Below are 23,061 nucleotides of genomic sequence, written 5' to 3' on the forward strand. Positions count from 1 at the left end.
GAGCTTCAATTTCAAAACATAAAAATATTAACCAGAACCTTTTACACGCATTTAAAGTATGCCGCTTAAAACTAATTTTAAAATAATTACAATTATTTTAACCCTATGCTTTTCTGTAAAGGCCTTTTCTCAATTAAGTAAAACCCACTACATTCCACCACTAACAAGCGCTGAATTTGGAAACGCTAATCCTGAGGAACAATATATTTATATCTCTACTCCAAATAATGCTAATATTAACTATACGATTAAACCAGTAGGACAAACGACTACGAACTATATAACAGGGACTGTTTCTAAAACATCACCAAGAGAAATATTCATAGGATCAGGAAACGGACAACTTTTTGTGGCTTCGTCCCAAACGAGCAATATTCATAGTAATAAAGGTTATATAATAGAAGCTGACGACCCCATATATGTTTCTGTTAGAATGAATGCTGGCGGAGGTGCGCAAGCAGGTGCTTTGGTTAGTAAGGGGTCGGCAGCTTTGGGGAAAACCTTTAGAGTTGGTAGCTTTACTAATGAAAATCCGCAATCTAATTATTTAAATTTCGTTTCGGTAATGGCAACTGAAGATGACACGCAAATTACGTTTGATGACCTTCCTTCAGGATTAAATGTTGAAAATTACAGTGGTACTTTCCCCATAAATACAACGTTAAATAAAGGGGAAAGTTATATTGTGGCCACCAATTCGGCTAACAGCAGTATTAATAGGGATGGACTTATAGGTACTTTAATCACTTCAACCAAAAATATAGTTGTTAATTGTGGTTCCGCCAACGGTAGCTTTCATAACGGAAATGGTCGTGATTACGGCATTGATCAAATTGTTGATTTATCAAAAATAGGAAGCGAATACATTTTTGTTAAAGGTTCTGGAAATAATGAATGGGAGAATATTTTAGTAGTTGCCCATTCCAACAATACTGCAATTTATATTAACGGAAATGCAACTCCTATAGCTACGATAAATGCCGGACAATATTATCTTATTGAAGGTAATTATTACAACTCCAATGGCAACATGTATCTTGAAACATCGCAACCTGTATTTGTTTATCAAGGTATTGGAGCGACCACCAGTGAAGCTAATCAAGGAATGTTTTTTGTTCCTCCTCTTAGTTGTGAAGCTCGAGGTAATTTGGATAATATTGCTTTTATTGAAAACATCGGATCTACCACCTACAGCGGCGGTGTTTCGATTGTTACTAAATTGGGAGCTACCGTTACGGTAAACGGCAACCCTATAAGTGTTAGTCCTAACAGTGTTACCGGAAATCCAGATTATGTAACTTATAAGATATTGGGACTATCTGGGAACGTTTCCGTAGAAAGTACCGATGAGCTCTACTGTGCTTATTTTAATTACAACGGTGCAGCCACATCAGGCAGTTTTTATTCAGGTTTTCCTTCTCCTCCGGAAATTAATTTTAATATAGATTTAAACCCGTTAGGGATATGTATACCTAATGTTCGCTTAGAAGTTGCTAATCTTGGAAATTTCGATAGTATAGAATGGTTTTATAATGATGGAAGTGGCTATATTTCAACTGGTAGCCAGAGCTTAGAATACACACCAACGCAATCGGGAACTTATAAACTTGTTGGAGTTTTAACCTGTTCAAACCTAACTTTAGAGTCGGTTGAAGTCCCCGTAAGCATATGTCCTGACGATATTGACAATGATGGTATCATAGATAATATAGATATTGATAATGACAACGATGGAATCCTGAATTGTACAGAATCCTATGGCGACCAGCCGCTAGACTTAACTAATATTTTGTCAGGTAGCACATCCGTTGGAAACTACACCTTTAACGGAACAGTTACTACGGAAGGAAATACATCTTTAACACCAGTTTCTGGAACCTCTGATGGCACTATAATTTCTGAAACTCCAAATAAAAATGGAACTTCGGAAACCAGTGTTAACTATCAATTAAATTTTAATAAAAATATTCACCTAAAGGTTGAATACCCCTCAAGTACTCCATCAGGAAATGGAACTTTAACTGGAGATCAATCCTTTATTATTCGTGTACCCAACACCAGAACAATTACTCTTCTTGATCTGGATGACCAACTATTAATTGATACGAATTTTGATGGAATATACGAATCCAATGTCACGCAAATTTCAGCTTACGAAATCAGGTTTAAAATCAAAAGTAACACTTTAGCTTTTGGTCAAGGGACTTTTGGATTTTACGCAAACAATATAGACGCCCTTACTGTAATTCATAGAAACAACTCCGAAACGGGTGGCAATTATGCTGCTTTTTCAATTACTGCAACCTGCATCGATAAAGATACTGATGGCGATAATGTGCCCGATGCCTTGGATCTTGATAGCGATAACGATGGTGTTCCTGATTCTGTGGAAAATACAGGTATTTTAATACCACTATCCTACATAGATAATGATTTAAATGGCTTAGACGATAGTTATAACATTGCTTCTTTGCCCATGGATACAGATAACGATGGCGTTCCAGATTATTACGATCTTGATAGTGACAATGACGGTATTTTTGACCTGACCGAAACTGGTGCTTTAGGTACCTTTTTATCAGATACTGATATAAATGGCGTGATTGATAACGGAAGTTCTTTTGGAACAAATGGTTTATTAGATTTTGCTGAAACAAGTCCTGACAGCGGTATTACAACCTACGTATTGGACGATTTAGATAACGATACAATTTTTAGTTATATTGATTATGATAGTGATGGCGATGGCTGTAACGATGTAATTGAGGCTGGCTTTTCCGATGCCAATAACGACAATTATCTTGGTGATTCACCTACGTTAATAACAAACAATAATGGGGTTGTTACCAATGCTTCAGGTTATACCCTACCGCTACAAAATTACAACATTCCTGCTCCCATAATAATAACGGCTCAACCTATTAACACCGAAGTCTGTAACACTTACAACACTGAAATAACCATAACAGCAAATGCGGACAGCTATCAGTGGGAAGTGAGTAACGATGGTACAAACTGGCTTAATATCACAGATAACGCAAATTACAATGGTGCACAAACCGCAAATTTAATGATACTAAATGCACCAATAAATTCTAATAATTACCAATTCAGAGTACTACTTAATAAAACAGGAAACAGTTGTGGTTTATATTCGGATGTAGCTTTACTTACGGTCCATACTCTTCCCTTAATTAATACTCCAGTTACTTTAATTCAGTGCGATGATGATACAGATGGTATCAGCTTCTTTAACCTTACGGAAGTCAATTTTGAAATTTCAGCAAATGCATCAAACGAAAAGTTTAGCTATTTTACATCTCAAACTTCGGCTGAATCGGGAGATATAAACAGCAGTGACTTTATTGAAACACCAACAGCATACCAAAATGCAAACAATCCTTATAACGACACGGTATGGGCACGCGTTGAAAATGAATTTGGTTGTCCTTCAGTTGCACAAATTCAATTATCAGTTGGCGTTAGTCAAATTCCAAACGGAGCCATTAACGAAATACTGACAGCTTGCGATGACTTTTTGGATATTAATGGCATAGATAACATCAATAATGATAACAGAGATGGTATAGCATCCTTCGATTTTAGCTATGTGAAAACAATGGTAGAAAACCTGTTTACACCACAAACGCCTGAAATTAATTTTTACAGAAATGAAGCAGATGCTTTAGCCGAACAAAACGCCATTATAAACACCGCAAATTATCGTAACATAGGATACCCTGGCACACAAAATATATACATAAGAGTAGATAGTCCGGTTAGTAACGATTGTCAGGCCTTAGGACCCTATATCACTTTGGTGGTTGAAGAGCTCCCGGTTGTAAATTCTGTTTCTATACCCCGTGTTTGTGACGATGACTTTGATGGGGCTTACCCTTTTGATGTCTCTACCGTTGAGAACATCGTTTTAGGAAACCAATCTCTAAACGACATATCAATTGATTATTTTGATGCTTCCGGAAACCCTTTAAACGACTTTAATGGTTCTCCTGTTACAAGTCCTCTGCCAAACATCTTACTAATGGATAATCAAACCATTACCATTAGACTTACAAATAAAACCCCTAATGCCTGTTACGCTGAAACCACTTTAGACTTCGTGGTCGACCAACAACCGGTGGCTCATCCTGTGGCTACACAAATTTTTTGTGACGATGGTAGCGATGGAACAGCCATAAATGACGGATTACATACTTTCGATACATCTACGTTTTCAAATACCATTTTAGGGAATCAATCTAATATGGAAATCTATTTTTCATATGATGATATTGATGGAAATACCATTTCCGACGCCACTACTCTACCAAATCCTTGGGTTTCAGATTCTCAAACAATAAACGTTAACGTTATAAACCCGCTTAACACAAGCTGCGTAGCTACAACAACCATCGATTTAGTCGTTAATCCTATCCCTGAGTTTTACATTAATGAAGAAGAAATTGTTTGTACCTCAGACCCCAGTTTTACAGTTACTCTTGCACCGGTGCAAGATAATGCCAACGAAGTTTTAGAATATACATGGTTTGATGAAAACGGCAATCAAATCTCAAACGAAACAACGCTTGATGTGTCAACTCCTGGAAATTATTCTGTTACTTTAACCAATCCAGCAACTTTATGTAGTACTACAAAATCTGTTATAGTTAAAGCTTCAGAACTAGCAACGATTACACAGGATGATATCACGGTGGTCGATATTTCAGATCATAACAGTGTTACTATTAATAATCCATCAAGCTTAGGTTCGGGAACCTACCAATTTGCTTTAGAATCTAAAGATGGTTTAGTTATTTTCCCTTATCAGGATCAACCTGTATTTAATAACGTTAGAGCCGGTGACTACACTCTATTCGTCAAGGATGATATTTGCGGAATAGCTGAATTAGATGTATTCGTAATTGGTTATCGTAAATTTTTCACGCCTAACGGCGATGGCCAGAACGATTACTGGAAAATTCAAGGTTTAGATCAATCTCAAACTACAAGTATGGTTTATATTTACGATAGGTACGGCAAATTAATAAAACAATTGGATCCTTTGGGTATTGGTTGGGATGGCACGTTTAAAGGTAAAGTTCTCAGCTCAGACGATTACTGGTTTAAAGTTCAACTTACCGATGGAAGAACCTTTATGGGGCATTTTACTTTAAAACGATAATCGTTCATATTTTATGTAAATTTGCGTCATGCGTTTTAAAATTGAATCAGAATTTGATCCCACAGGAGACCAGCCAGAAGCTATAAAGCAATTAGCTCAAGGCATAAAATCCAATGAAAAATACCAAACCTTACTTGGAGTAACAGGTTCAGGAAAAACCTTTACAGTTGCCAATGTGATACAGGAAGTTCAACGCCCTACTTTGGTATTGGCTCATAACAAAACTTTAGCCGCTCAGTTGTATTCTGAGTTCAAACAATTTTTTCCAAATAACGCTGTTGAATACTTTGTTTCTTATTACGATTACTATCAGCCAGAAGCCTATATACCCGTAACTGGGGTTTACATTGAAAAAGATTTATCGATTAACGATGAAATCGAAAAAATGCGATTAAGCGCCACCTCTTCACTCCTTTCTGGCAGAAGAGATGTTTTAGTGGTCGCATCAGTTTCCTGTTTGTATGGTATTGGTAATCCTGTAGAATTTCAAAAGAATGTCATTTCGTTGGAACGTGATCAGGAAATTTCGCGAACTAAATTATTACATCGATTAGTCCAAAGCCTTTATTCAAGAACTGAAGCAGAATTTAATCATGGGAATTTCAGAATAAAAGGCGACACGGTAGATGTTTTTCCGAGTTATGCCGATTATGCGTTTAGAATTCACTTTTTTGGAGATGAAATTGAAGATATAGAGGCATTCGACATTCAAACGAATCAGGTTATTGAAAAATATGACCGCTTAAATATATACCCGGCGAACATGTTCGTCACCTCTCCCGATGTGCTACAAAATGCAATTAAAGACATCCAGGACGATTTAGTAAAACAACATGATTATTTTAAAGAAATTGGCAAACATCTTGAAGCCAAGCGTTTAAAAGAGCGTACTGAATTCGATTTGGAAATGATACGTGAATTGGGATATTGCTCAGGTATTGAAAATTACTCCCGCTATTTAGATGGGAGAAAACCAGGTACAAGACCTTTCTGTTTATTAGATTATTTCCCAGACGATTACTTAATGGTTGTTGACGAAAGTCACGTTACCATTTCGCAGGTACATGCCATGTATGGTGGTGACCGAAGCAGAAAAGAAAATCTGGTAGAATACGGTTTTCGATTACCGGCTGCCATGGATAACCGCCCATTAAAATTTGAAGAATTTGAGGCAATACAAAACCAGGTTATTTACGTAAGTGCCACACCCGCGGATTATGAACTAAAAAAAACTGATGGAATTTATGTGGAACAAATTATTAGACCAACAGGCTTACTGGATCCCGTAATTGAAGTACGTCCAAGTTTGAATCAAATTGATGATTTAATTGAAGAAATTCAGCAACGTGTAGAAAAGGATGAACGCACATTAGTAACAACGCTTACCAAACGGATGGCTGAAGAACTAACAAAGTATCTGGACCGTATTCAAATCCGATGCCGTTATATTCATAGCGATGTCGATACATTAGAACGTGTAGAAATCATGCAAGATCTGCGTAAAGGCTTATTTGATGTACTTGTTGGTGTAAATTTATTACGTGAAGGTCTAGATTTACCTGAAGTATCTCTTGTGGCCATTTTAGACGCCGATAAAGAAGGTTTTTTACGTTCGGCACGTTCGCTTACACAAACTGTTGGTAGAGCTGCAAGAAACTTAAACGGTAAAGCAATCATGTATGCCGATAAGATTACTAAAAGCATGCAGCAAACCATAGATGAAACGAACTATCGCAGAGAAAAACAAATTAATTATAATACCAAGTTTGGCATTACTCCTAAAGCACTAAATAAAAGCTTAGATAATGCCTTGGCTAAAAATTCGGTGAGTACTTATAGTTATGAATTGGAAGCCGCTAAAGCCGCCGAACCAGAAAGTGCATATTTAACCAAACCTGAATTAGAAAAAAAGATTAAAGAAAAGCGAAAACTCATGGAACAAGCAGCCAAAGCCTTAGACTTTATAGTGGCAGCTAAACTTAGAGATGAAATAAAAGGGTATCAGGACAAAATAGAAAAGCTAAAAGTGTAACACTTTTAGCTTTTTTATATGAGTTCCCTTAATAACGGGGTTTAGTTATACTGCGTTTTAAAAATATCTATTAATACATCAGGTGGAACAATTTTGTTTGGAAAACTTTCCATTAAGTATAACACCTTCGAAATAGATTCATGACTTAAACCCATTCGTAATCCAAAGTTATAGAGTTTTACAATTTTTTTAGAATCACTATGCTCATTATCTATATTCATTAATAAAACCAAACGATGAAACTGAACAATACGTTCACTGTGTGATTTTAAGTGAATATAATTAATGGGATGTTCAATGAGATAGTCGAAATCCTCACGAGAGATTTCAAGCTGCTTGGCAACACCTAGTAAAAAATTATATTCTATAGCTTTAATATCATTATCATGCTTTGCAAAAGCAATCATTTCAGACAAGAGGCTTAGTTTTTCGACTCTATTAATCATACTTTCAAGGGATTAATTAATTACACTATAAAGATACGAACAACCTTAAATTAATAATCGTAGATATATTGTATGTCGTCGAAAACAGCTATGTATTTGGTCGCTTTTTTTTATTATTTGGTCTTCTATGAAGTTTAAAATCTATAAATTTTTAGATTTTACACACTTATAGACACGCTGAAAATTCAGAAAAACACAATTATAAACATTTGATATTTAGATATTTACGATACATATAACTTTATTAAATTTTAAATTTTATTAATTTTATTTCTGTTACCTTTATAAAAATTACCAAAACGCTAGAAAACTTCTTCCTGTACTATATAATTAACAAAAAGTAATATTACTTTTGAGCACAAAATACAGATATGACAAATAACGATATTTTCAAAAAACTTAGGGTCGCACTTAAACTCAGAGACGACGATATTATTAAAATTTTAGAATTGGTTGACTTTAGAATTTCGAAAAGCGAATTAGGTGCTTTTTTCAGGAAAGAAGACCATCCAAAATATATGGAGTGTGGTGATCAAATATTAAGAAATTTTTTAAATGGTCTGGTTATACACATGAGAGGTCCAATGCCTCCAAAAAATGAAAAAAAGAAAAGCTCTTAAAATTAAGAGCTTTTCTTTTTTTTACACTTCGACAATATAATGTTAAGCAACTAACTTAATTGGAATTAAATATTTTTTACCTGGGTACAATCCCTGTGTATTTAGTTTATAATAATTAAGTTTATGCTTTAAAAAATACTCTAATTGCTCAGAATCTGATTCAACAGAAAGTATGACAATTTCATTTTTATTATTTAAAGTGAAATACACTTTTGCAGAGACCTCTTCATTGAATTCTATACTAGCATTCTTTAAAATCTTTTGAATCTCTTCTGAAATAGATTCATCTAAAGGTCGATTATCCTCATTTCTATTTGTTGCATACATTACGTTTGAAACAGCAAGAACTACTGTAATTAAAAATACTTTAATGGTTTTCATAGTTTTAATTTATTACGTTTTTTGATATTGATTTACACATCAAAATTATGTAATAAAAAAGAGTAGTGATTTACACTACTCTTATTAAAACTATATGGTAATATTACCAAATATGTTATTATGTTAAGCTTATGATAATACCTCTTGAACTTTATCTGCAGCTTCCTGAAATTCAGTTGCACTTAAGACATCTAATCCAGAGTTATCAATTAATTCTTTAGCAATATCTGCATTGGTACCTTGTAAACGTACAATAATTGGTACATTAATGTTACCCATGTTTTTGTAAGCATCAATTACACCTTGGGCAACACGGTCACAACGAACAATCCCACCAAATATATTAATTAAGATAGCCTTAACTGCTGGGTCTTTTAAAATAATTTTAAAAGCAGCCTCTACTCGAGCAGCGTCAGCAGTTCCTCCTACGTCTAAAAAGTTTGCAGGCTCTCCACCAGCTTGTTTAATTAAATCCATGGTTGCCATAGCTAAACCAGCTCCGTTAACCATACATCCAACGTTTCCGTCAAGGTCTACATAGTTTAAGCCTTTTTCACCAGCTTCAACTTCAATAGCACTCTCTTCACGAATATCACGTAAATCTATGTAATCTTTATGTCTGTATAAGGCGTTATCGTCGATAGTTACTTTAGCGTCTACTGCTAAAATTTTATCATCACTGGTTTTTAAAACCGGATTAATTTCAAATAAAGAAGAGTCAGACTTTACGTATGCTGTATAAAGGTTAGAAACAAACTTGGTCATTTCTTTAAATGCTGTACCTGATAATCCTAAGTTGAAAGCTATACGGCGCGCTTGGAATGGCGTTAATCCAACTGAGGGATCTATTTCTTCTGTAAAAATTAAGTGTGGCGTTTCTTCTGCAACTGTTTCAATATCCATACCGCCTTCGGTCGAATACATGACCATATTGCGTCCTGTGCTTCTGTTTAATAATACAGATACGTAAAACTCACTTGTTTCACTATCACCAGGATAATAAACATCTTCTGCAACTAATACTTGATGTACTTTTTTACCTTCGGCTGATGTTTGTGGTGTTACCAAGTTCATTCCGATTATTTGTCCGGCAATTTCTTCAACTTGCTCTAAGTTTTTAGCAAGCTTTACACCGCCACCTTTACCACGACCACCCGCATGTACTTGTGCTTTTATAACATGCCAACCGGTTCCTGTTTCTTCAGTTAATTGTTTTGCTGCTGCAACAGCTTCCTTTGCATTTTGCGCTACAATACCACGTTGGATACGTACACCAAAACTGCTTAATATTTCTTTACCTTGATATTCGTGTAAATTCATAATTCGCTAAATAGTTTAAGAGCCACAAATGTAAATAATCATGATAACTTACCCTAATATTTCATTGTGAAAACTTTACAAATAATAAACTTCTAATCTACTGTTAAATAATTAACATAATGTTTAACTTGTATAATTTTTTAGTTATTTATTTTTTATTGTATTTAAAGAAATATCTTTGCCAAAAATTTGAAAATTATGTTGGAGAATCAATTGCTTAAAATTGCAGAAGATTTTGGAAGTCCGGTTTACGTTTACGATGCCGAAAAAATAGAAGCTCAATATAACAGACTTACTAATGCCTTTAGTGGTGTAAAAAAGTTAAAACTTAATTATGCTGTAAAAGCATTATCAAATATATCAATACTAAAATTATTCAATAAACTAGGTTCTGGTATCGATACGGTGTCTTTACAAGAAATTGAATTAGGATTAAAAGCTGGATTCAAACCACAACAAATTATTTTTACGCCTAACGGTGTTTCTTTAGCTGAAATTGAGGAGGCTGCTAAACTTGGTGTTGAAATTAATATAGACAACCTTTCTATTTTAGAGCAATTTGGAACCAAACACCCAAATATCCCCGTTTGTATTCGTATTAATCCGCATATTATGGCTGGAGGAAATGCCAATATTTCTGTAGGACACATCGATTCTAAATTCGGAATTTCTATTCATCAGATTCCTCATATTTTACGCATTGTTGAAAATACCAAAATGACTATTAACGGTATTCATATGCATACCGGTAGTGATATTTTGGATATTGAAGTGTTCTTATACGCGAGTGAAATATTATTCGATACTGCAAAGCAATTTAAAAACCTAGAATTTATAGATTTTGGTTCAGGATTTAAAGTGCCTTATAAAGAAGGAGATATTGAAACCAACATTGAAGAGTTAGGCAAAAAATTAACTGCTAAGTTTAACGCATTCTGTAAAGAATACGGTAAAGACCTAACTTTAGCTTTCGAGCCGGGTAAATTTTTAGTAAGTGAATCTGGATATTTCCTAACCAAAGTTAATGCTGTAAAGCAAACAACATCAACGGTATTCGCACAGGTAGACTCAGGGTTTAATCACTTAATCCGTCCAATGTTTTACGGTTCGCATCACGATATTATCAACATTTCCAATCCTAACGGTAATGAGCGTTTTTACACGGTTGTAGGTTATATTTGTGAAACAGATACTTTTGGAAGTAACCGTCGTATAAAAGAAATTTCGGAGGGCGATGTTCTGTGTTTTAAAAATGCAGGAGCATACTGTTTTTCTATGGCGAGTAATTACAATTCCAGATTCAGACCAGCCGAAGTACTTTGGTACAACAATGAAGCACATTTAATTAGAAAAAGAGAAACCTTTGATGACATTATTAAAAATCAAATCGAGGTAGATTTCTCTTCTAAAAAAGAAAAACAACTGGTAAAATAAACAGCTGTTATAAAAATTATATCTATGTAAAAAAAGCTCAACCATTGGTTGGGCTTTTTAATTTTCTTGTGCGTCAAGAAAAAAGCAAGTAAAAATCATTAAAATTTCATATCTTTAACAAGACAATCCTTTCAAAAGGACAACATATTACCCCCTTGTTTACAAATACTTATCCATTTTAGTTTCCCAAATTGATTTTTTAGAAACCAATAGCATTAAATATTTTTTTAATGCCCGGCTATATAACAATTATTAATTCTAACCAAAATCAAAATTATGAGAAATTTATTGTATCTGTTACTCTTACTTCCTCTAGTAATGGTATCTCAGGAAAACGACAGCTTTTTATTAAACATGTCTGAAATTACAGTTAAACAAGGGCACGATTCACAATTTAAAAACGGTGTTACTGCCTGGAAAAAATGTTATAAAGATAACGAAGGTGATTTTAAATGGAGCATGTGGAAACGCATGCAAGGTAAAGGCAATGTATACACCATGACCAGTAGAATGGAAAATTGGGCCGAAATGGATGACGATAGCGCCGACGAGGCAGGTAAAAACTGTAGAATAAAAGTTATCGATTTAATTCTACCTCATGTAGAAAGCGTAAATTATAACCTTGCCAAACGAATGCCAAAAATTAGTAAATCAAATTCCAATATGTCCCCAGACACAAAAATAGTTTGGGTTTACAATGTGCAAATTAGTAACTATGATGGTTTTATGGAAGTTGTAAATGAGATTGAAAGTACAGTAAAAAAGGTTGAAGGCGATGTTAGAGGTAGCTGGTACAATGTTATGGGTGGTGGCCCAGAAGTTTCTGATTACTTCGTTGTTGTCCCTTTCAAAAAATTTGCCGATTTAGATGTTGAACGCGATGGCGTATGGAAAATTTATGAAAACGAGAAAGGCAAATCTAAAACCGAAGACCTAAAAGCTAAATTTAGAAGCAGCGTTTCTGAAGACTGGGCGTATATCTATAGCTATTTAGAAGATTTGTCGTACTAAGACAAATTCGAAATATTCCTTAACATAAGTACTTATAATGCTTGCTTTAGAAGTATAATTGTCACAAAACACGACTTGTAACAAGTTTAAAATGGCAATTATTAAATACTTTTAAGACAAGCATTTATATATTAACCGCTGTAAACTGACAACTACTAACTTTAATTGCTTATTATTCAGATTTTTACAAATATTTACTTAAATTAACTACTTCATAAATACTATATGAGTAAATCAACCAGAATTGAATCTATAGACATATTAAGAGGTCTCGTAATGATTCTCATGGCCCTAGATCATGTTAGAGATTATTTCCATCAAGGTGCATTTTTTAGTAGCCCCACCGATTTAGAAACAACAACACCTATTTTATTTTTCACAAGATTTATTACACATTTTTGCGCTCCTGTATTTATTTTTTTAGCAGGTACTTCAGCTTTTTTATATGGTAGCAAAAAAACAAAACCAGAGCTATCAAAATTCCTATTTACACGAGGTATTTGGCTGATCTTTCTGGAGATTATTTTAAACAATCTACTCTGGAAATTTGACCTTAATTACACCTCAATTGTTTTACAGGTAATTTGGGCTATTGGTCTAACCATGACATTACTATCCTTTTTAATCTATCTTAATTATAAAATTTTACTGGCATTTGGTATTGTAATTATAACATGTCATAATTTATTTGATAACGTCGTAATGGAAGGCAACCGTTTTTCATCTGTTTTATGGTATATTTTACATCAGAGATATGATATTGATTTGGCAGGTACAACCGTTGTTTTTGCTTATCCAATATTGCCCTGGTTGGGTGTTATGATTTTAGGCTATTGCTTAGGAAAACTTTATTTACCAAGTGTAAGTAAAAAAACCAGAAAATCATTGCTGTTTAAGATTGGTATTACTTCGGTGATACTGTTTTTTGTGATTAGAGGAATCAATGTGTATGGTGATTTAGTTCCTTGGGCTAGCCAAAGCACAACAATAAAAACAATATTATCCTTTTTTAACGTGACTAAATACCCGCCTTCCTTATCTTACGTACTCATCACGCTAGGACCTTCACTACTTTTTTTATATGGTATAGAATCGGTAAAAAATAAAATCACGAACTTCATGATTGTATTTGGACGTGTTCCTCTTTTTTATTACTTCCTACACATTTTTGTTATACACGTTTTAGCAATTGTTGGTATTCTAATTTTTGGCGGTGACTGGAAAATTATGATAATTACTGAAGCTGGCTTTAATAATGCAGCCTTAAAAGATTACGGATATTCACTATTTAGCGTTTATCTTATTTGGATTGGAATAGTTACGCTACTCTATTCTCCTTGTAAAAAATACATGATTTATAAAACAAATAATAAACATAAATGGTGGTTGAGCTATTTATAAAAACATTGTTAAAATGAATAGAATTAAAATATTTTTTATTGGTTTTTCTTTATCGGTTTCTGTTTTGTGGGGTCAAAAATTTTCAAAAGAAGTACAAAACTTTATATCTGTTGACACCACACTTGTTGCCATTACCCATGTAAAACTAATTGACGGCACTGGCAGTGCTGTTAAAAACAATCAAACTATTATTATTAAAAACAATAAAATTGAATCCATTGGCGCTTCAAATACTGTAAAAATACCTGAAGACGCCTACGTAATTAAGGGTTCAGGAAAAACAGTTATCCCAGGGCTTGTTATGCTCCATGAGCATTTGTTTTACCCAAAGTTTTTTGAAAACTGGTATAGCGTAAATCAGCTAACGTTTTCGTTTCCAAGACTATACTTGGCAGGAGGCGTAACAACTATGCGCACCGCAGGAAGTATTCAACCGCAAACCGATTTAAATATTAAAAAATGGATTCTTGAAGGTAAAATGACAGGTCCTAAAATGGATGTTACCAGTCCGTTTATAGACCGAGAAGGCGTACCAATTGCCTCAATAGGATTTATAAAAAACTCGAAGGAAGTAAAAGAAATAGTTAATTTTTGGGCAAACCGTGGGGTCACCTCTTTTAAACTATATAATAATGTTACAAAGGAGGATTTAAAAACATGTATCAACGAAGCTCATAAACGTGGATTAAAGGTTACTGGTCATTTATGCTCGGTTACTTACGAGGAAGCCTCTAATCTTGGTATTGATAATTTAGAACATGGTTTTAGGGTTTCTTCAGATTTTGTAAAAAATAAGGACAGCGATATTTGCGACCCTTTTGAAGTACGAAATGCATATAACAATGAACCTGTAAATAGCACCAGAATAAACACCTTAATAGCCACTTTAATAAAAAACGGAACGACCTTAACAACCACACCGAATGTATTCGAACCCTATACAGGTCGCGAGCTTATTCCCGGTGGTGGTGAAAAAGCCGTAACGCCAGAATTACTAAATGATGTTACCCAAATTTACAACCAATATGTAAATAAGGATTCCATAAGAGTAGCAGGATATAAAAAAAATATGATCTGGATAAAACGGTTTTATGATCAAGGTGGTAAACTTGTTGCTGGTACCGATCCTACCGGGGCAGGAAGAACAGTTGCTGGTTATGCAAATCAACACACCCTAGAACTTTTACATGAAGCCGGATTTCCTTTAGTTGACGTGGTAAAAATCTGCACTTTTAATGGTGCAAAATACTTAAATCAGGATCAAACTATTGGCACCATTGAAACGGGAAAAACAGCAGACTTAATTCTAATAAATGGCGACCTGGAATCTAATATTAACAACATAAGGAATATGGAAATTGTTTTTAAAGATGGTATAGGCTATGATTCTAAAAAATTATTCGATTCGGTAAATGGTTTAGTGGGACTTAAATAACCCGTCATTCGTATCATTATATTTTTTTAACTTAGTCGTATACTTATTTACAACCATGAAACATACTGCTATAATATATCCAATACTTTTAGTTTACATTTCTTTTTCTGCATTCAATTCATCAGCACAGGAAACTACTGTTAAAGAAGGTTTTAAAGAAGTTCAATTAACTTTTACCAATGGCGACAACCGCTATGCAAGTTACAATCCTGAAGGAACTAAAATTGTTTTCGAATCATATCGTGATGGCCTTTGGCAAATATATACCATGAATATAGACGGAAGTGCTCAGCAGCGATTAATGACTACAACCTCCAACGACAGGCGTCCGCGATGGCACCCTTCAAAAAATTTAATACTCTTTGAATCCGATCGAACTGGTACCAGCGAAATTTACTCCTGTGATTTTCAATCCGGAAACGTACAACAATACCCTATTAGCCTAAGAGGCAACAAGTATTACGCAAATTTTGCTCCCAATGGTGCTGAACTTATTTTCTCGTATGCCGAAAGGGCTGATATATTTGATATTTACGCGTGTTCAACAAAAGGTAAACGTCTAAAAAAACTAGTCGCTAATAAGCATAAAAATAGTTATCCTAACCTCTCCCCGAGAGGTGATAATTTGGTTTACTTTTCAAATAAAAATACACAAGGAGAAAGCAACATTATTTATAGTCACCATTTATATGTAAACGACAGAAACCGTTTAAGTTATTTTAAAGATGAAAGTAGTTTTCCCGACTGGTCGAACAAAAACGGAAGTCGCATTGTTTATACAGCTAAGGAAGATGAGATGTTACACAACGAAATTTTTATTATGCGTCACGATGGAACACATAAAATTCAAATTACTTATAACGATGTTGAAGACATTTTGCCTTGCTGGTCGCCAAACGATATAAATTTATTAATTACCGGTTTTAGGCAAGGTAACTATCAAATTTGTAAAATCCTTTTAAAAGAGCCCTTAAATCCAAATCAAAAACCGTTAGATTAGTTATTTTTCACTTTACCAGAAAACAAGCTTACGTTTGAAATAAATGGATTACCTGAAGCACGACGTAACATCACCACCTGTCCGCAATGCCAAACTGCATCTTCGAGAGGCCCATTTATTAAATTCCAAAAAGGCACTTCGGTACTGGCTAAATCAAACGCCCCGTTATTTGCCTTTAAAGCATCGGAAACTAATTTTAAATTGACTAAGGTTTGTTTTCGTTTAGCCTCAAAATTCAATTCATCTGTGGTAATATCTTTATTGTCTTTTAAAACACTATTTCTAAAAAACTTAGTAAGACCGTAAATATGGTCAATCGTTTCGGCAACCGTTCGTGAATCAGCTCCTAATTTATATGCCAAATCCTCCAATCGTAAACCTTCAGTTGCCCAATAATATCTAAAACCAAGCCCATCAATCATTCTGGCAGCCGTAGTTGCTGGTGTATATACTTCGGTATCATCCAAAATTTCATAATAGGGTAATTCATTTTGCTTTTGAGCAAAGCTTTGAAGCGTTAGCAAGAAAACAATTAAATATCGCATAAAGTCAAAATTTTAACCCAAATGTAATGTATCTTTATGGGTTGTCCTCTAAAAGAAATCATAAAAAAGTAATCTACTCATTTTCGAGCTGTTTTTTATATAAATGTAGATTTTCCAGAATTTCATCATCTAATTCTGGTTCTTCAATGTCTTTATACTGACATAATGTATCATACATAATCTTAGCAACGATATAACGCGCTGAATCCTTGTCGTCGGCAGGAATGGCATACCACGGCGCATAAGACGTTGACGTACGGTTTAAAGCATCTTGGTAACACTCCTGATACTTTTCCCAAAGTTTACGTTCTTTTAAATCTCCTGGTGAAAATTTCCAGTTTTTCTCCTGTTTTTCTAATCGCCTTAATAATCTATCTTTTTGTTCTCGTTTTGAAAGGTTTAAAAAGAACTTAAAAATTATAGTCCCATTTTCTGAAATATGTTGTTCAAATTCATTTATTTGTTGAAAACGTTTATCCCAAAAACCTTCGTTAACATCTTCTACGGTATTTACATCGGGCAGGTTTTCACCCAAAATATATTCAGGGTGAACCCTTGTTACCAATACATTTTCATAATGCGTTCTATTAAAAACACTAAATTTCCCACGAGCAGGGAGCGCAATATAATGACGCCAAAGGTAATCATGCTTCAATTCTAAATCCGTAGGGACCTTAAAACTGTGTACCACGATACCGCGTGTGTTGAAATCCCTAAACACTTCGCGTATTAAACTATCTTTTCCAGCTGTATCCATACCCTGTAAACAAACCAACACCGCGTATTTTCCATGGGCATACATAGTATCTTGTAATTTACCTAGTTTCTTTCTAACTTTTTTAAGCTCCTTTTTAGCATCATCGATTATTACTTTTGTTTCTAATTCTTTTAAAACAATATTTGTGTTTACTTTAAATTTATCCATAATCTAGTGGGGTTTTGAGGCTGTTAAAATTATCTTTTTTAGATAAACATTAAATATAACAATTTCTACATATTCGACGAATGACACCCTAAAGTTTAATGTTTTTGGTATTTTCGTTATACCTATTTATGTTTTAACCCTAATTTTATGAAAAATTTTTACTTCTTAATTGCATTAATAAGTTACCTGAATCTTCATTCGCAAAGCAAATGCGACGAAGCCAATTCTTACTTAGTAAGTGCTTACTCTCATGTTAAATCATCGTACGAAGCCAACAATATTAGTCACTTAAAATATTATGCACATCGTTCGCTAGAATCTATAAATCTGGCTAAAAAAACCTTATCAGATTGTAACTGTAATAAAGCTCTAGAACAAGCTAACAAAGCTTTAGAAGTTCTAGCTAAAGTGGATAACCAGCCCACTTACGAAGATGGCCGCTATTTTGTAAAGCGTGCTAAAGCGTTTAGCCAACAAAGTGTTATAGAGATTGATAAATGTGCAACTTCTAACTATAGTATGGCTCCTGTTGAAGACGACATCGATGTTAACGACACTAATGATTTAGCCGATTTAAAAAACGAACAAGCAGCACTACTTGCTCAACAAAAAGCATTAAAACTTAAAGAAGCTGAAATTAAGAGGCAGTTAGCTGAACAAAAAGAAAAAGAGCTGCTACTTAAAAAGGAACAGCTTGTTGTATCTTACACAAAGATTATTGATATGAATATTAAAACCTACAACGAAACATTGAATACCTGTAATTGTGGGCATCAAAAAATATCGATTAGTAACACGCTTAACGATACTTCAGAAAAAACTATAGCGGAGATAAAAAACTTTTACACCGAACAATTAAAATCTTTAGCAACATCGTATTTAACTGAACTAAATACATGTAATCCATAATAAAATCACACCAAGATGTTCAGTTAGTTATTTACTTGCAAATAACTGAACATCTTTTTCACTTACTTGACTTCCTCCTAATATAATTAATCGCTCAACTACATTTCGTAGTTCACGAATGTTACCTGTCCAATCGTAATCCTGTAGTAAATTCAAAGCCTCATCGGAAAACATCTTTTTGGCTGTACCATGTTCGTTGGCAATCTTTTCTGCAAAATGATTTACCAACAACGGAATATCATCACGACGATCGTTTAATGGTGGCACCTGAATTAAAATAACGGCAAGCCTGTGATATAAATCTTCTCGAAACTTACCATCGGCAATTTCTTTTTTCAAATCTTTATTTGTAGCAGCCACAACACGTACATTCACCTTAATATCTTTGTCACTTCCTACGCGTTGTATTCTACTTTCCTGCAAAGCTCTTAATACTTTAGCCTGTGCCGGCAAACTCATATCTCCTATTTCATCAAGGAAAATGGTTCCGCCGTTAGCGGCTTCAAACTTACCTGCTCTATCTTTTACTGCGCTTGTAAATGCCCCCTTTACATGACCGAATAATTCACTTTCAATAAGTTCACTGGGTATTGCTGCACAGTTAACCTCAATCATTGGTCCTTTACTACGTTCACTTTTTTGATGTAACCAATGTGCCACCAATTCCTTACCTGTACCATTTGGACCTGTAATTAAAACACGTGCATCGGTAGGAGCCACCTTTTCAATCATGTCTTTTATTTGACCAATGGCACTGCTGTCTCCTACCATTTCGAAATTTTTACTAACCTTCTTTTTAAGTAGTTTATTTTCAACAACAAGTTCTTTTCGATCTAAGGCGTTACGTACCGTATTTAACAATCGATTTAAATCTGGCGGTTTTGAAATATAATCGAATGCTCCTAAGCGCATCGTATTTACTGCTGTATCTAAATCACCGTGACCAGAAATCATCACAATAGGTATTTCTGGCTTTAGTTTTTTAGTCGCTTCCAACACTTCAACACCATCCATTTTAGGCATCTTTATGTCACAAAGAATTAAATCGTAATCGTCATTCTTAATTTTATCGATACCCACTAAACCATCTTCGGCTTCTTCTACAACGTAGGTATCGTTTTCTTCTGATAGAATTTTAACAAGTACACGACGAATTGCTGCTTCGTCTTCAATGATTAAAATTTTGGGCATAATTTATCTTTTTAAAATTCTGTATTTTTTATTTCTTTTCTTCTGTCTTAACTGGCAATATTGAGTCATTTAAACTCAGCTTAACACTTTGATTTGGTTTTTGAATAATGTTGATATCACGCTGTGGGAATGGAATACTCACATTGTGTTCTCTAAAGAGACGATCTATTTCAAAACGGATATCACTTTTAGGTGTAGGCGCGTTAAAACTATCTTCAATGGTAAATACGACCTTAAAATCTAGTGAGCTATCACCAAAATTCTCAAATCTAACCGTGGGCTCTGGATAAGGAATAACTGCCGGATGATTCGTGGCTGCCTCTATCAATAGCTTTTTAACCAATTGCACATCACTGCCATAAGCTACGCCAACAGCAACACTCTCTCTCGTAGATGTTCCATTTTGCGTCCAATTATACAAACTGTTTTCTAAATACAAATGATTTGGAATAATTAACACTTTATTATCGATAGTGACGGCTCTAGTAGTACGTAATTTTATTTCTTCAACACGACCAATTTTACCTTCCAGTTCGATAATATCACCTACATGCACGGTTTGATCTAAGAGTATAAATATCCCTGAAATAATGTCCTGGAATAAGGTTTGAAGCGCTAAACCAATGCCAATCATTAATGCGGCTGAGGCCGCAAAAATGGCGGTTACATCGAAATGTAAGGCATTTAGTGTTATTAAAAATATTATGAGGTAAACCAACCATCTAAAGTAGCCAAACACCACACCAAACTTAGCTTTTTCTTCGTTTGGTAATTTTTGAGTTATTAAACGTAAAACAATTCTTAAAATTATTTTTGTAACAATAAATGCCGCAATAATAATAAGGACATCCGAAACTGAAATACTTATTTTGTCAGTTATGTCGACATTAAAATGCAAAAAGTCCTTTATTTTTTGCCACCATGAACTTTTAGCTACAGCCTCTTCAATTTTTTCTAAATTTTCTATTTCCTGAATCATATTAATATTTAATCCATTTGATTAATTCTTTATAGCTAGGTTTTTTACCATACATTAAAATACCTACTCTATAGATTTTAGCAGCAAACCATACAGTTAGCATGAATGTAGCCACTAAAATTACAAAAGATAAACCTTGTTGCCAAAGCGGAACTCCAAATGGTATCCGCATTAGCATTACCACTGGCGATGTAAACGGTATAAATGAAAATATAGTTGAGACGGTTCCATGTGGATCTTCTATAACAGTAAATAATCCAATATAAACCGCTAACATTAAAGGTGTAATAATAGGTAGCATAAACTGTTGGGTATCGGTTTCATTATCTACAGCCGCTCCAATAGCTGCATATAATGAACTGTACAACAAGTAACCTCCAATAAAAAATAATATAAATGCAAAAATTAAATTCGTTAATGGTAAATTATAAAATGAGGATATTATACTTTGTACCTGAGCGTTTATTTCAGGATTGGCCATGGCCTGATTCATCATATCCTGCTGTGACGATTGCACAACATTTATCCCAAAAATTACAGAAATAACGGTTAAAAGAATACTTCCAATAATCAACCATATGATAAACTGAGTAATTCCTGCTAACGATGTTCCTATAATTTTACCAAGCATTAATTGAACAGGTTTTACTGAAGAAATGATTACCTCGATAATTCTACTGGTTTTCTCTTCGATAACACTGCGCATAATCATATTACCATAAATGATAATAAACATAAATAATAAATATCCAGCTGCACCTCCAAAAATTAATTTAACCACACTGTCGGTTTTCGATGTTTTTTCACCTTGAAAACTTTCCTGGGCTATATTTACTGATATTTTCGAAGCATTAATCATATCTACATCTACCCCGTTATCTAACAAATTTAAATTGGTTAATTTGGTTTCCAATTTGCTTTCTAAATCAGAGATTAATGATAACGAAGGAGACTCTTCTGAATAAAACTGAATGCTCTTTGAAGCTCGTTTTACATCCTTAAAATCACCAATATGAAGCAATCCGTAAGCTTCCGATTCTTTCGAAAAAGCTTTCGCCTCGTCAATGGACATATTGCTTAAAACATTGAAAGTTGTTTTGTCGTTACTTTTAAATACGTCATACACTAAACCAGATTCATCCAATATAGATACGTTACGCACTTTTTCGTTATTAAGCTGCGTTAAGTAGGCAACTACCGAAGCAAGGATAATCATGATTAATGGACTAACAAAAGTCATGACGATAAACGATTTGTTTTTAACCTTAGTCAAATACTCTCGCTTTATAATAAGTGGTAAATGATTCATTTTTTTATTGATTATTCTTTACAGTTTGAATAAAAATATCGTTAACACTTGGTATAAGTTCTACAAAATGAGACACCTCGCCTTTTGTTGTTAAATAATTTAGTAAATCATTCGGACTTGCTCCGTTAGACAATTGTATATTTAACTTTAATTCGTTGTCTAAGGTTTTGAAATTTGCCGGAGACACCGCGAATTTTTCTGATAATTCATGTTTTAAGATAGCATTATCATTTGCTTTTATGCCAACTTCGAAGGTGTTAATTTTATATTGTCTTTTTATGTCGATAAGTTTTCCATCAAGAATTTTATTAGACTTATTAATCAAGGCAATATCATCACATAATTCTTCTACAGATTCCATACGATGCGTTGAAAATATAACGGTCGCACCATCTTCACGAAGACGCAATATTTCATCCTTAATTAAATTGGCATTAATTGGGTCGAATCCAGAAAATGGTTCATCAAAAATTAATAATTTAGGTTGATGCAACACAGTAACCACAAACTGAATTTTTTGTGCCATACCCTTCGAAAGCTCCTGAATTTTTTTATTCCACCAATCGCCAATTTCTAAACGCTCAAACCAATATTTTAAACGTTCTTTAGCTTCAGATTTACTTAAACCTTTTAATTGTGCCAAATACAATGCTTGGTCACCAACTTTCATCGATTTGTACAAACCGCGCTCTTCAGGTAAATACCCGATATCTTTAATATGATTTTCGTTAAGTAATTCATTATCTATATGTACCGTGCCAGAATCAGGCATAGTTATTTGATTTATAATGCGAATTAATGTTGTTTTTCCGGCTCCATTAGGACCTAACAAACCAAATATGCTGCCTTTAGGAATAGACACAGACACATTGTTCAATGCCCTAAAGTTTCCAAAGTTTTTAGAAACCTGATTAACTTCTAATAAGTTGCTCATTCGTATA

18 protein-coding genes are annotated in these 23,061 nt (G+C 34.1%); 9 read left to right on the forward strand and 9 right to left on the reverse strand.

The features are described 5' to 3' along the window. The first annotated feature begins 58 nt into the window (after window positions 1-58). Both ICJ83_RS07960 and uvrB read left to right on the forward strand, forming a co-directional pair. Entirely contained in the window at window positions 59-5,182 is a 5,124-nt protein-coding gene (locus ICJ83_RS07960; protein ID WP_188229857.1) for a T9SS type B sorting domain-containing protein, read from the forward strand. Between the two features lie 28 nt (window positions 5,183-5,210). Continuing rightward, complete coding sequence (uvrB, locus tag ICJ83_RS07965) at window positions 5,211-7,214, forward strand: excinuclease ABC subunit UvrB (protein WP_188229858.1); 2,004 nt, start codon at window positions 5,211-5,213, stop codon at window positions 7,212-7,214. Window positions 7,215-7,255: 41 nt separating this feature from the next. Here the strand turns inward: uvrB and ICJ83_RS07970 are convergent, their stop codons facing one another. Beyond that, window positions 7,256-7,660 (reverse strand): TerB family tellurite resistance protein, encoded by a 405-nt coding sequence (locus ICJ83_RS07970; RefSeq protein ID WP_188229859.1) that lies wholly within the window; start codon window positions 7,658-7,660, stop codon window positions 7,256-7,258. Between the two features lie 371 nt (window positions 7,661-8,031). On the opposite strand from ICJ83_RS07970, the gene ICJ83_RS07975 reads away from it, so the two are divergent. Then, window positions 8,032-8,280 (forward strand): DUF1456 family protein, encoded by a 249-nt coding sequence (locus ICJ83_RS07975; protein WP_188229860.1) that lies wholly within the window; start codon window positions 8,032-8,034, stop codon window positions 8,278-8,280. A gap of 42 nt (window positions 8,281-8,322) precedes the next feature. On the opposite strand, the gene ICJ83_RS07980 is transcribed toward ICJ83_RS07975, so the two are convergent. Then, entirely contained in the window at window positions 8,323-8,661 is a 339-nt protein-coding gene (locus ICJ83_RS07980; RefSeq protein WP_188229861.1) for a hypothetical protein, read from the reverse strand. Window positions 8,662-8,790: 129 nt separating this feature from the next. Beyond that, a complete protein-coding gene (gene sucC / locus ICJ83_RS07985; protein ID WP_188229862.1) occupies window positions 8,791-9,981 on the reverse strand; it encodes an ADP-forming succinate--CoA ligase subunit beta in 1,191 nt (396 codons plus the stop codon). A gap of 198 nt (window positions 9,982-10,179) precedes the next feature. Between sucC and lysA the strand changes: the two genes are divergently transcribed. From lysA to ICJ83_RS08010, 5 genes are all read left to right on the forward strand, one after another. Beyond that, on the forward strand, window positions 10,180-11,415 hold the full coding sequence (gene lysA / locus ICJ83_RS07990; protein ID WP_188229863.1) for a diaminopimelate decarboxylase: 1,236 nt from the start codon (window positions 10,180-10,182) through the stop codon (window positions 11,413-11,415). A gap of 276 nt (window positions 11,416-11,691) precedes the next feature. Further along, entirely contained in the window at window positions 11,692-12,426 is a 735-nt protein-coding gene (locus tag ICJ83_RS07995) for a hypothetical protein (protein ID WP_188229864.1), read from the forward strand. A 225-nt stretch (window positions 12,427-12,651) separates the two neighbouring features. Then, window positions 12,652-13,827, forward strand: a complete 1,176-nt coding sequence (locus tag ICJ83_RS08000; RefSeq protein WP_188229865.1) for a DUF1624 domain-containing protein — start codon at window positions 12,652-12,654, stop codon at window positions 13,825-13,827. Window positions 13,828-13,840: 13 nt separating this feature from the next. Next, window positions 13,841-15,262, forward strand: a complete 1,422-nt coding sequence (locus tag ICJ83_RS08005; RefSeq protein WP_188229866.1) for an amidohydrolase family protein — start codon at window positions 13,841-13,843, stop codon at window positions 15,260-15,262. A 55-nt stretch (window positions 15,263-15,317) separates the two neighbouring features. Further along, window positions 15,318-16,262: a PD40 domain-containing protein gene (locus ICJ83_RS08010; RefSeq protein WP_188229867.1), complete on the forward strand. Its 945-nt coding sequence runs from the start codon at window positions 15,318-15,320 to the stop codon at window positions 16,260-16,262. On the opposite strand, the gene ICJ83_RS08015 is transcribed toward ICJ83_RS08010, so the two are convergent. Both ICJ83_RS08015 and ICJ83_RS08020 read right to left on the reverse strand, forming a co-directional pair. Further along, the gene (locus ICJ83_RS08015; protein WP_188229868.1) at window positions 16,259-16,807 is read right to left on the reverse strand and encodes a hypothetical protein; all 549 of its coding nucleotides are present in this window, start codon (window positions 16,805-16,807) and stop codon (window positions 16,259-16,261) included. The two genes, ICJ83_RS08010 and ICJ83_RS08015, sit on opposite strands and share 4 nt — an antisense overlap. A gap of 73 nt (window positions 16,808-16,880) precedes the next feature. Beyond that, window positions 16,881-17,732, reverse strand: a complete 852-nt coding sequence (locus tag ICJ83_RS08020; RefSeq protein WP_188229869.1) for a PPK2 family polyphosphate kinase — start codon at window positions 17,730-17,732, stop codon at window positions 16,881-16,883. 147 nt (window positions 17,733-17,879) lie between these two features. Here ICJ83_RS08020 and ICJ83_RS08025 point away from each other — a divergent pair, with 147 nt between their 5' ends. Beyond that, window positions 17,880-18,641, forward strand: coding sequence for a hypothetical protein (locus ICJ83_RS08025; protein ID WP_188229870.1), 762 nt, complete (start codon window positions 17,880-17,882; stop codon window positions 18,639-18,641). A 27-nt stretch (window positions 18,642-18,668) separates the two neighbouring features. Here the strand turns inward: ICJ83_RS08025 and ICJ83_RS08030 are convergent, their stop codons facing one another. Genes ICJ83_RS08030 through ICJ83_RS08045 form a run of 4 tightly spaced genes read right to left on the reverse strand, consistent with a single transcriptional unit; the run spans window position 18,669 to window position 23,054 of the window. Further along, window positions 18,669-19,832, reverse strand: a complete 1,164-nt coding sequence (locus ICJ83_RS08030) for a sigma-54-dependent transcriptional regulator (protein WP_188229871.1) — start codon at window positions 19,830-19,832, stop codon at window positions 18,669-18,671. Between the two features lie 28 nt (window positions 19,833-19,860). Then, window positions 19,861-20,811 carry a mechanosensitive ion channel family protein gene (locus tag ICJ83_RS08035; RefSeq protein ID WP_188229872.1) on the reverse strand — a complete coding sequence of 317 codons (951 nt, stop codon included), beginning with the start codon at window positions 20,809-20,811 and terminating at the stop codon, window positions 19,861-19,863. 1 nt (window position 20,812) lies between these two features. After that, complete coding sequence (locus ICJ83_RS08040; RefSeq protein ID WP_188229873.1) at window positions 20,813-22,120, reverse strand: ABC transporter permease; 1,308 nt, start codon at window positions 22,118-22,120, stop codon at window positions 20,813-20,815. Window positions 22,121-22,124: 4 nt separating this feature from the next. After that, the gene (locus ICJ83_RS08045) at window positions 22,125-23,054 is read right to left on the reverse strand and encodes an ABC transporter ATP-binding protein (RefSeq protein WP_188229874.1); all 930 of its coding nucleotides are present in this window, start codon (window positions 23,052-23,054) and stop codon (window positions 22,125-22,127) included. Window positions 23,055-23,061: the final 7 nt, after the last annotated feature.

The organism is Aestuariibaculum sediminum (assembly GCF_014596945.1).
GTDB lineage: Bacteria > Bacteroidota > Bacteroidia > Flavobacteriales > Flavobacteriaceae > Aestuariibaculum > Aestuariibaculum sediminum.

What these genes read in the sequence shown, in the direction of transcription:
- ICJ83_RS07960 (WP_188229857.1), top strand. Translation starts at nt 59, where the DNA reads ATGCCGCTTAAAACTAATTTTAAAATAATTACAATTATTTTAACCCTA.
- uvrB (WP_188229858.1), top strand. Translation starts at nt 5,211, where the DNA reads ATGCGTTTTAAAATTGAATCAGAATTTGATCCCACAGGAGACCAGCCA.
- ICJ83_RS07970 (WP_188229859.1), bottom strand. Translation starts at nt 7,660, where the DNA reads ATGATTAATAGAGTCGAAAAACTAAGCCTCTTGTCTGAAATGATTGCT.
- ICJ83_RS07975 (WP_188229860.1), top strand. Translation starts at nt 8,032, where the DNA reads ATGACAAATAACGATATTTTCAAAAAACTTAGGGTCGCACTTAAACTC.
- ICJ83_RS07980 (WP_188229861.1), bottom strand. Translation starts at nt 8,661, where the DNA reads ATGAAAACCATTAAAGTATTTTTAATTACAGTAGTTCTTGCTGTTTCA.
- sucC (WP_188229862.1), bottom strand. Translation starts at nt 9,981, where the DNA reads ATGAATTTACACGAATATCAAGGTAAAGAAATATTAAGCAGTTTTGGT.
- lysA (WP_188229863.1), top strand. Translation starts at nt 10,180, where the DNA reads ATGTTGGAGAATCAATTGCTTAAAATTGCAGAAGATTTTGGAAGTCCG.
- ICJ83_RS07995 (WP_188229864.1), top strand. Translation starts at nt 11,692, where the DNA reads ATGAGAAATTTATTGTATCTGTTACTCTTACTTCCTCTAGTAATGGTA.
- ICJ83_RS08000 (WP_188229865.1), top strand. Translation starts at nt 12,652, where the DNA reads ATGAGTAAATCAACCAGAATTGAATCTATAGACATATTAAGAGGTCTC.
- ICJ83_RS08005 (WP_188229866.1), top strand. Translation starts at nt 13,841, where the DNA reads ATGAATAGAATTAAAATATTTTTTATTGGTTTTTCTTTATCGGTTTCT.
- ICJ83_RS08010 (WP_188229867.1), top strand. Translation starts at nt 15,318, where the DNA reads ATGAAACATACTGCTATAATATATCCAATACTTTTAGTTTACATTTCT.
- ICJ83_RS08015 (WP_188229868.1), bottom strand. Translation starts at nt 16,807, where the DNA reads ATGCGATATTTAATTGTTTTCTTGCTAACGCTTCAAAGCTTTGCTCAA.
- ICJ83_RS08020 (WP_188229869.1), bottom strand. Translation starts at nt 17,732, where the DNA reads ATGGATAAATTTAAAGTAAACACAAATATTGTTTTAAAAGAATTAGAA.
- ICJ83_RS08025 (WP_188229870.1), top strand. Translation starts at nt 17,880, where the DNA reads ATGAAAAATTTTTACTTCTTAATTGCATTAATAAGTTACCTGAATCTT.
- ICJ83_RS08030 (WP_188229871.1), bottom strand. Translation starts at nt 19,832, where the DNA reads ATGCCCAAAATTTTAATCATTGAAGACGAAGCAGCAATTCGTCGTGTA.
- ICJ83_RS08035 (WP_188229872.1), bottom strand. Translation starts at nt 20,811, where the DNA reads ATGATTCAGGAAATAGAAAATTTAGAAAAAATTGAAGAGGCTGTAGCT.
- ICJ83_RS08040 (WP_188229873.1), bottom strand. Translation starts at nt 22,120, where the DNA reads ATGAATCATTTACCACTTATTATAAAGCGAGAGTATTTGACTAAGGTT.
- ICJ83_RS08045 (WP_188229874.1), bottom strand. Translation starts at nt 23,054, where the DNA reads ATGAGCAACTTATTAGAAGTTAATCAGGTTTCTAAAAACTTTGGAAAC.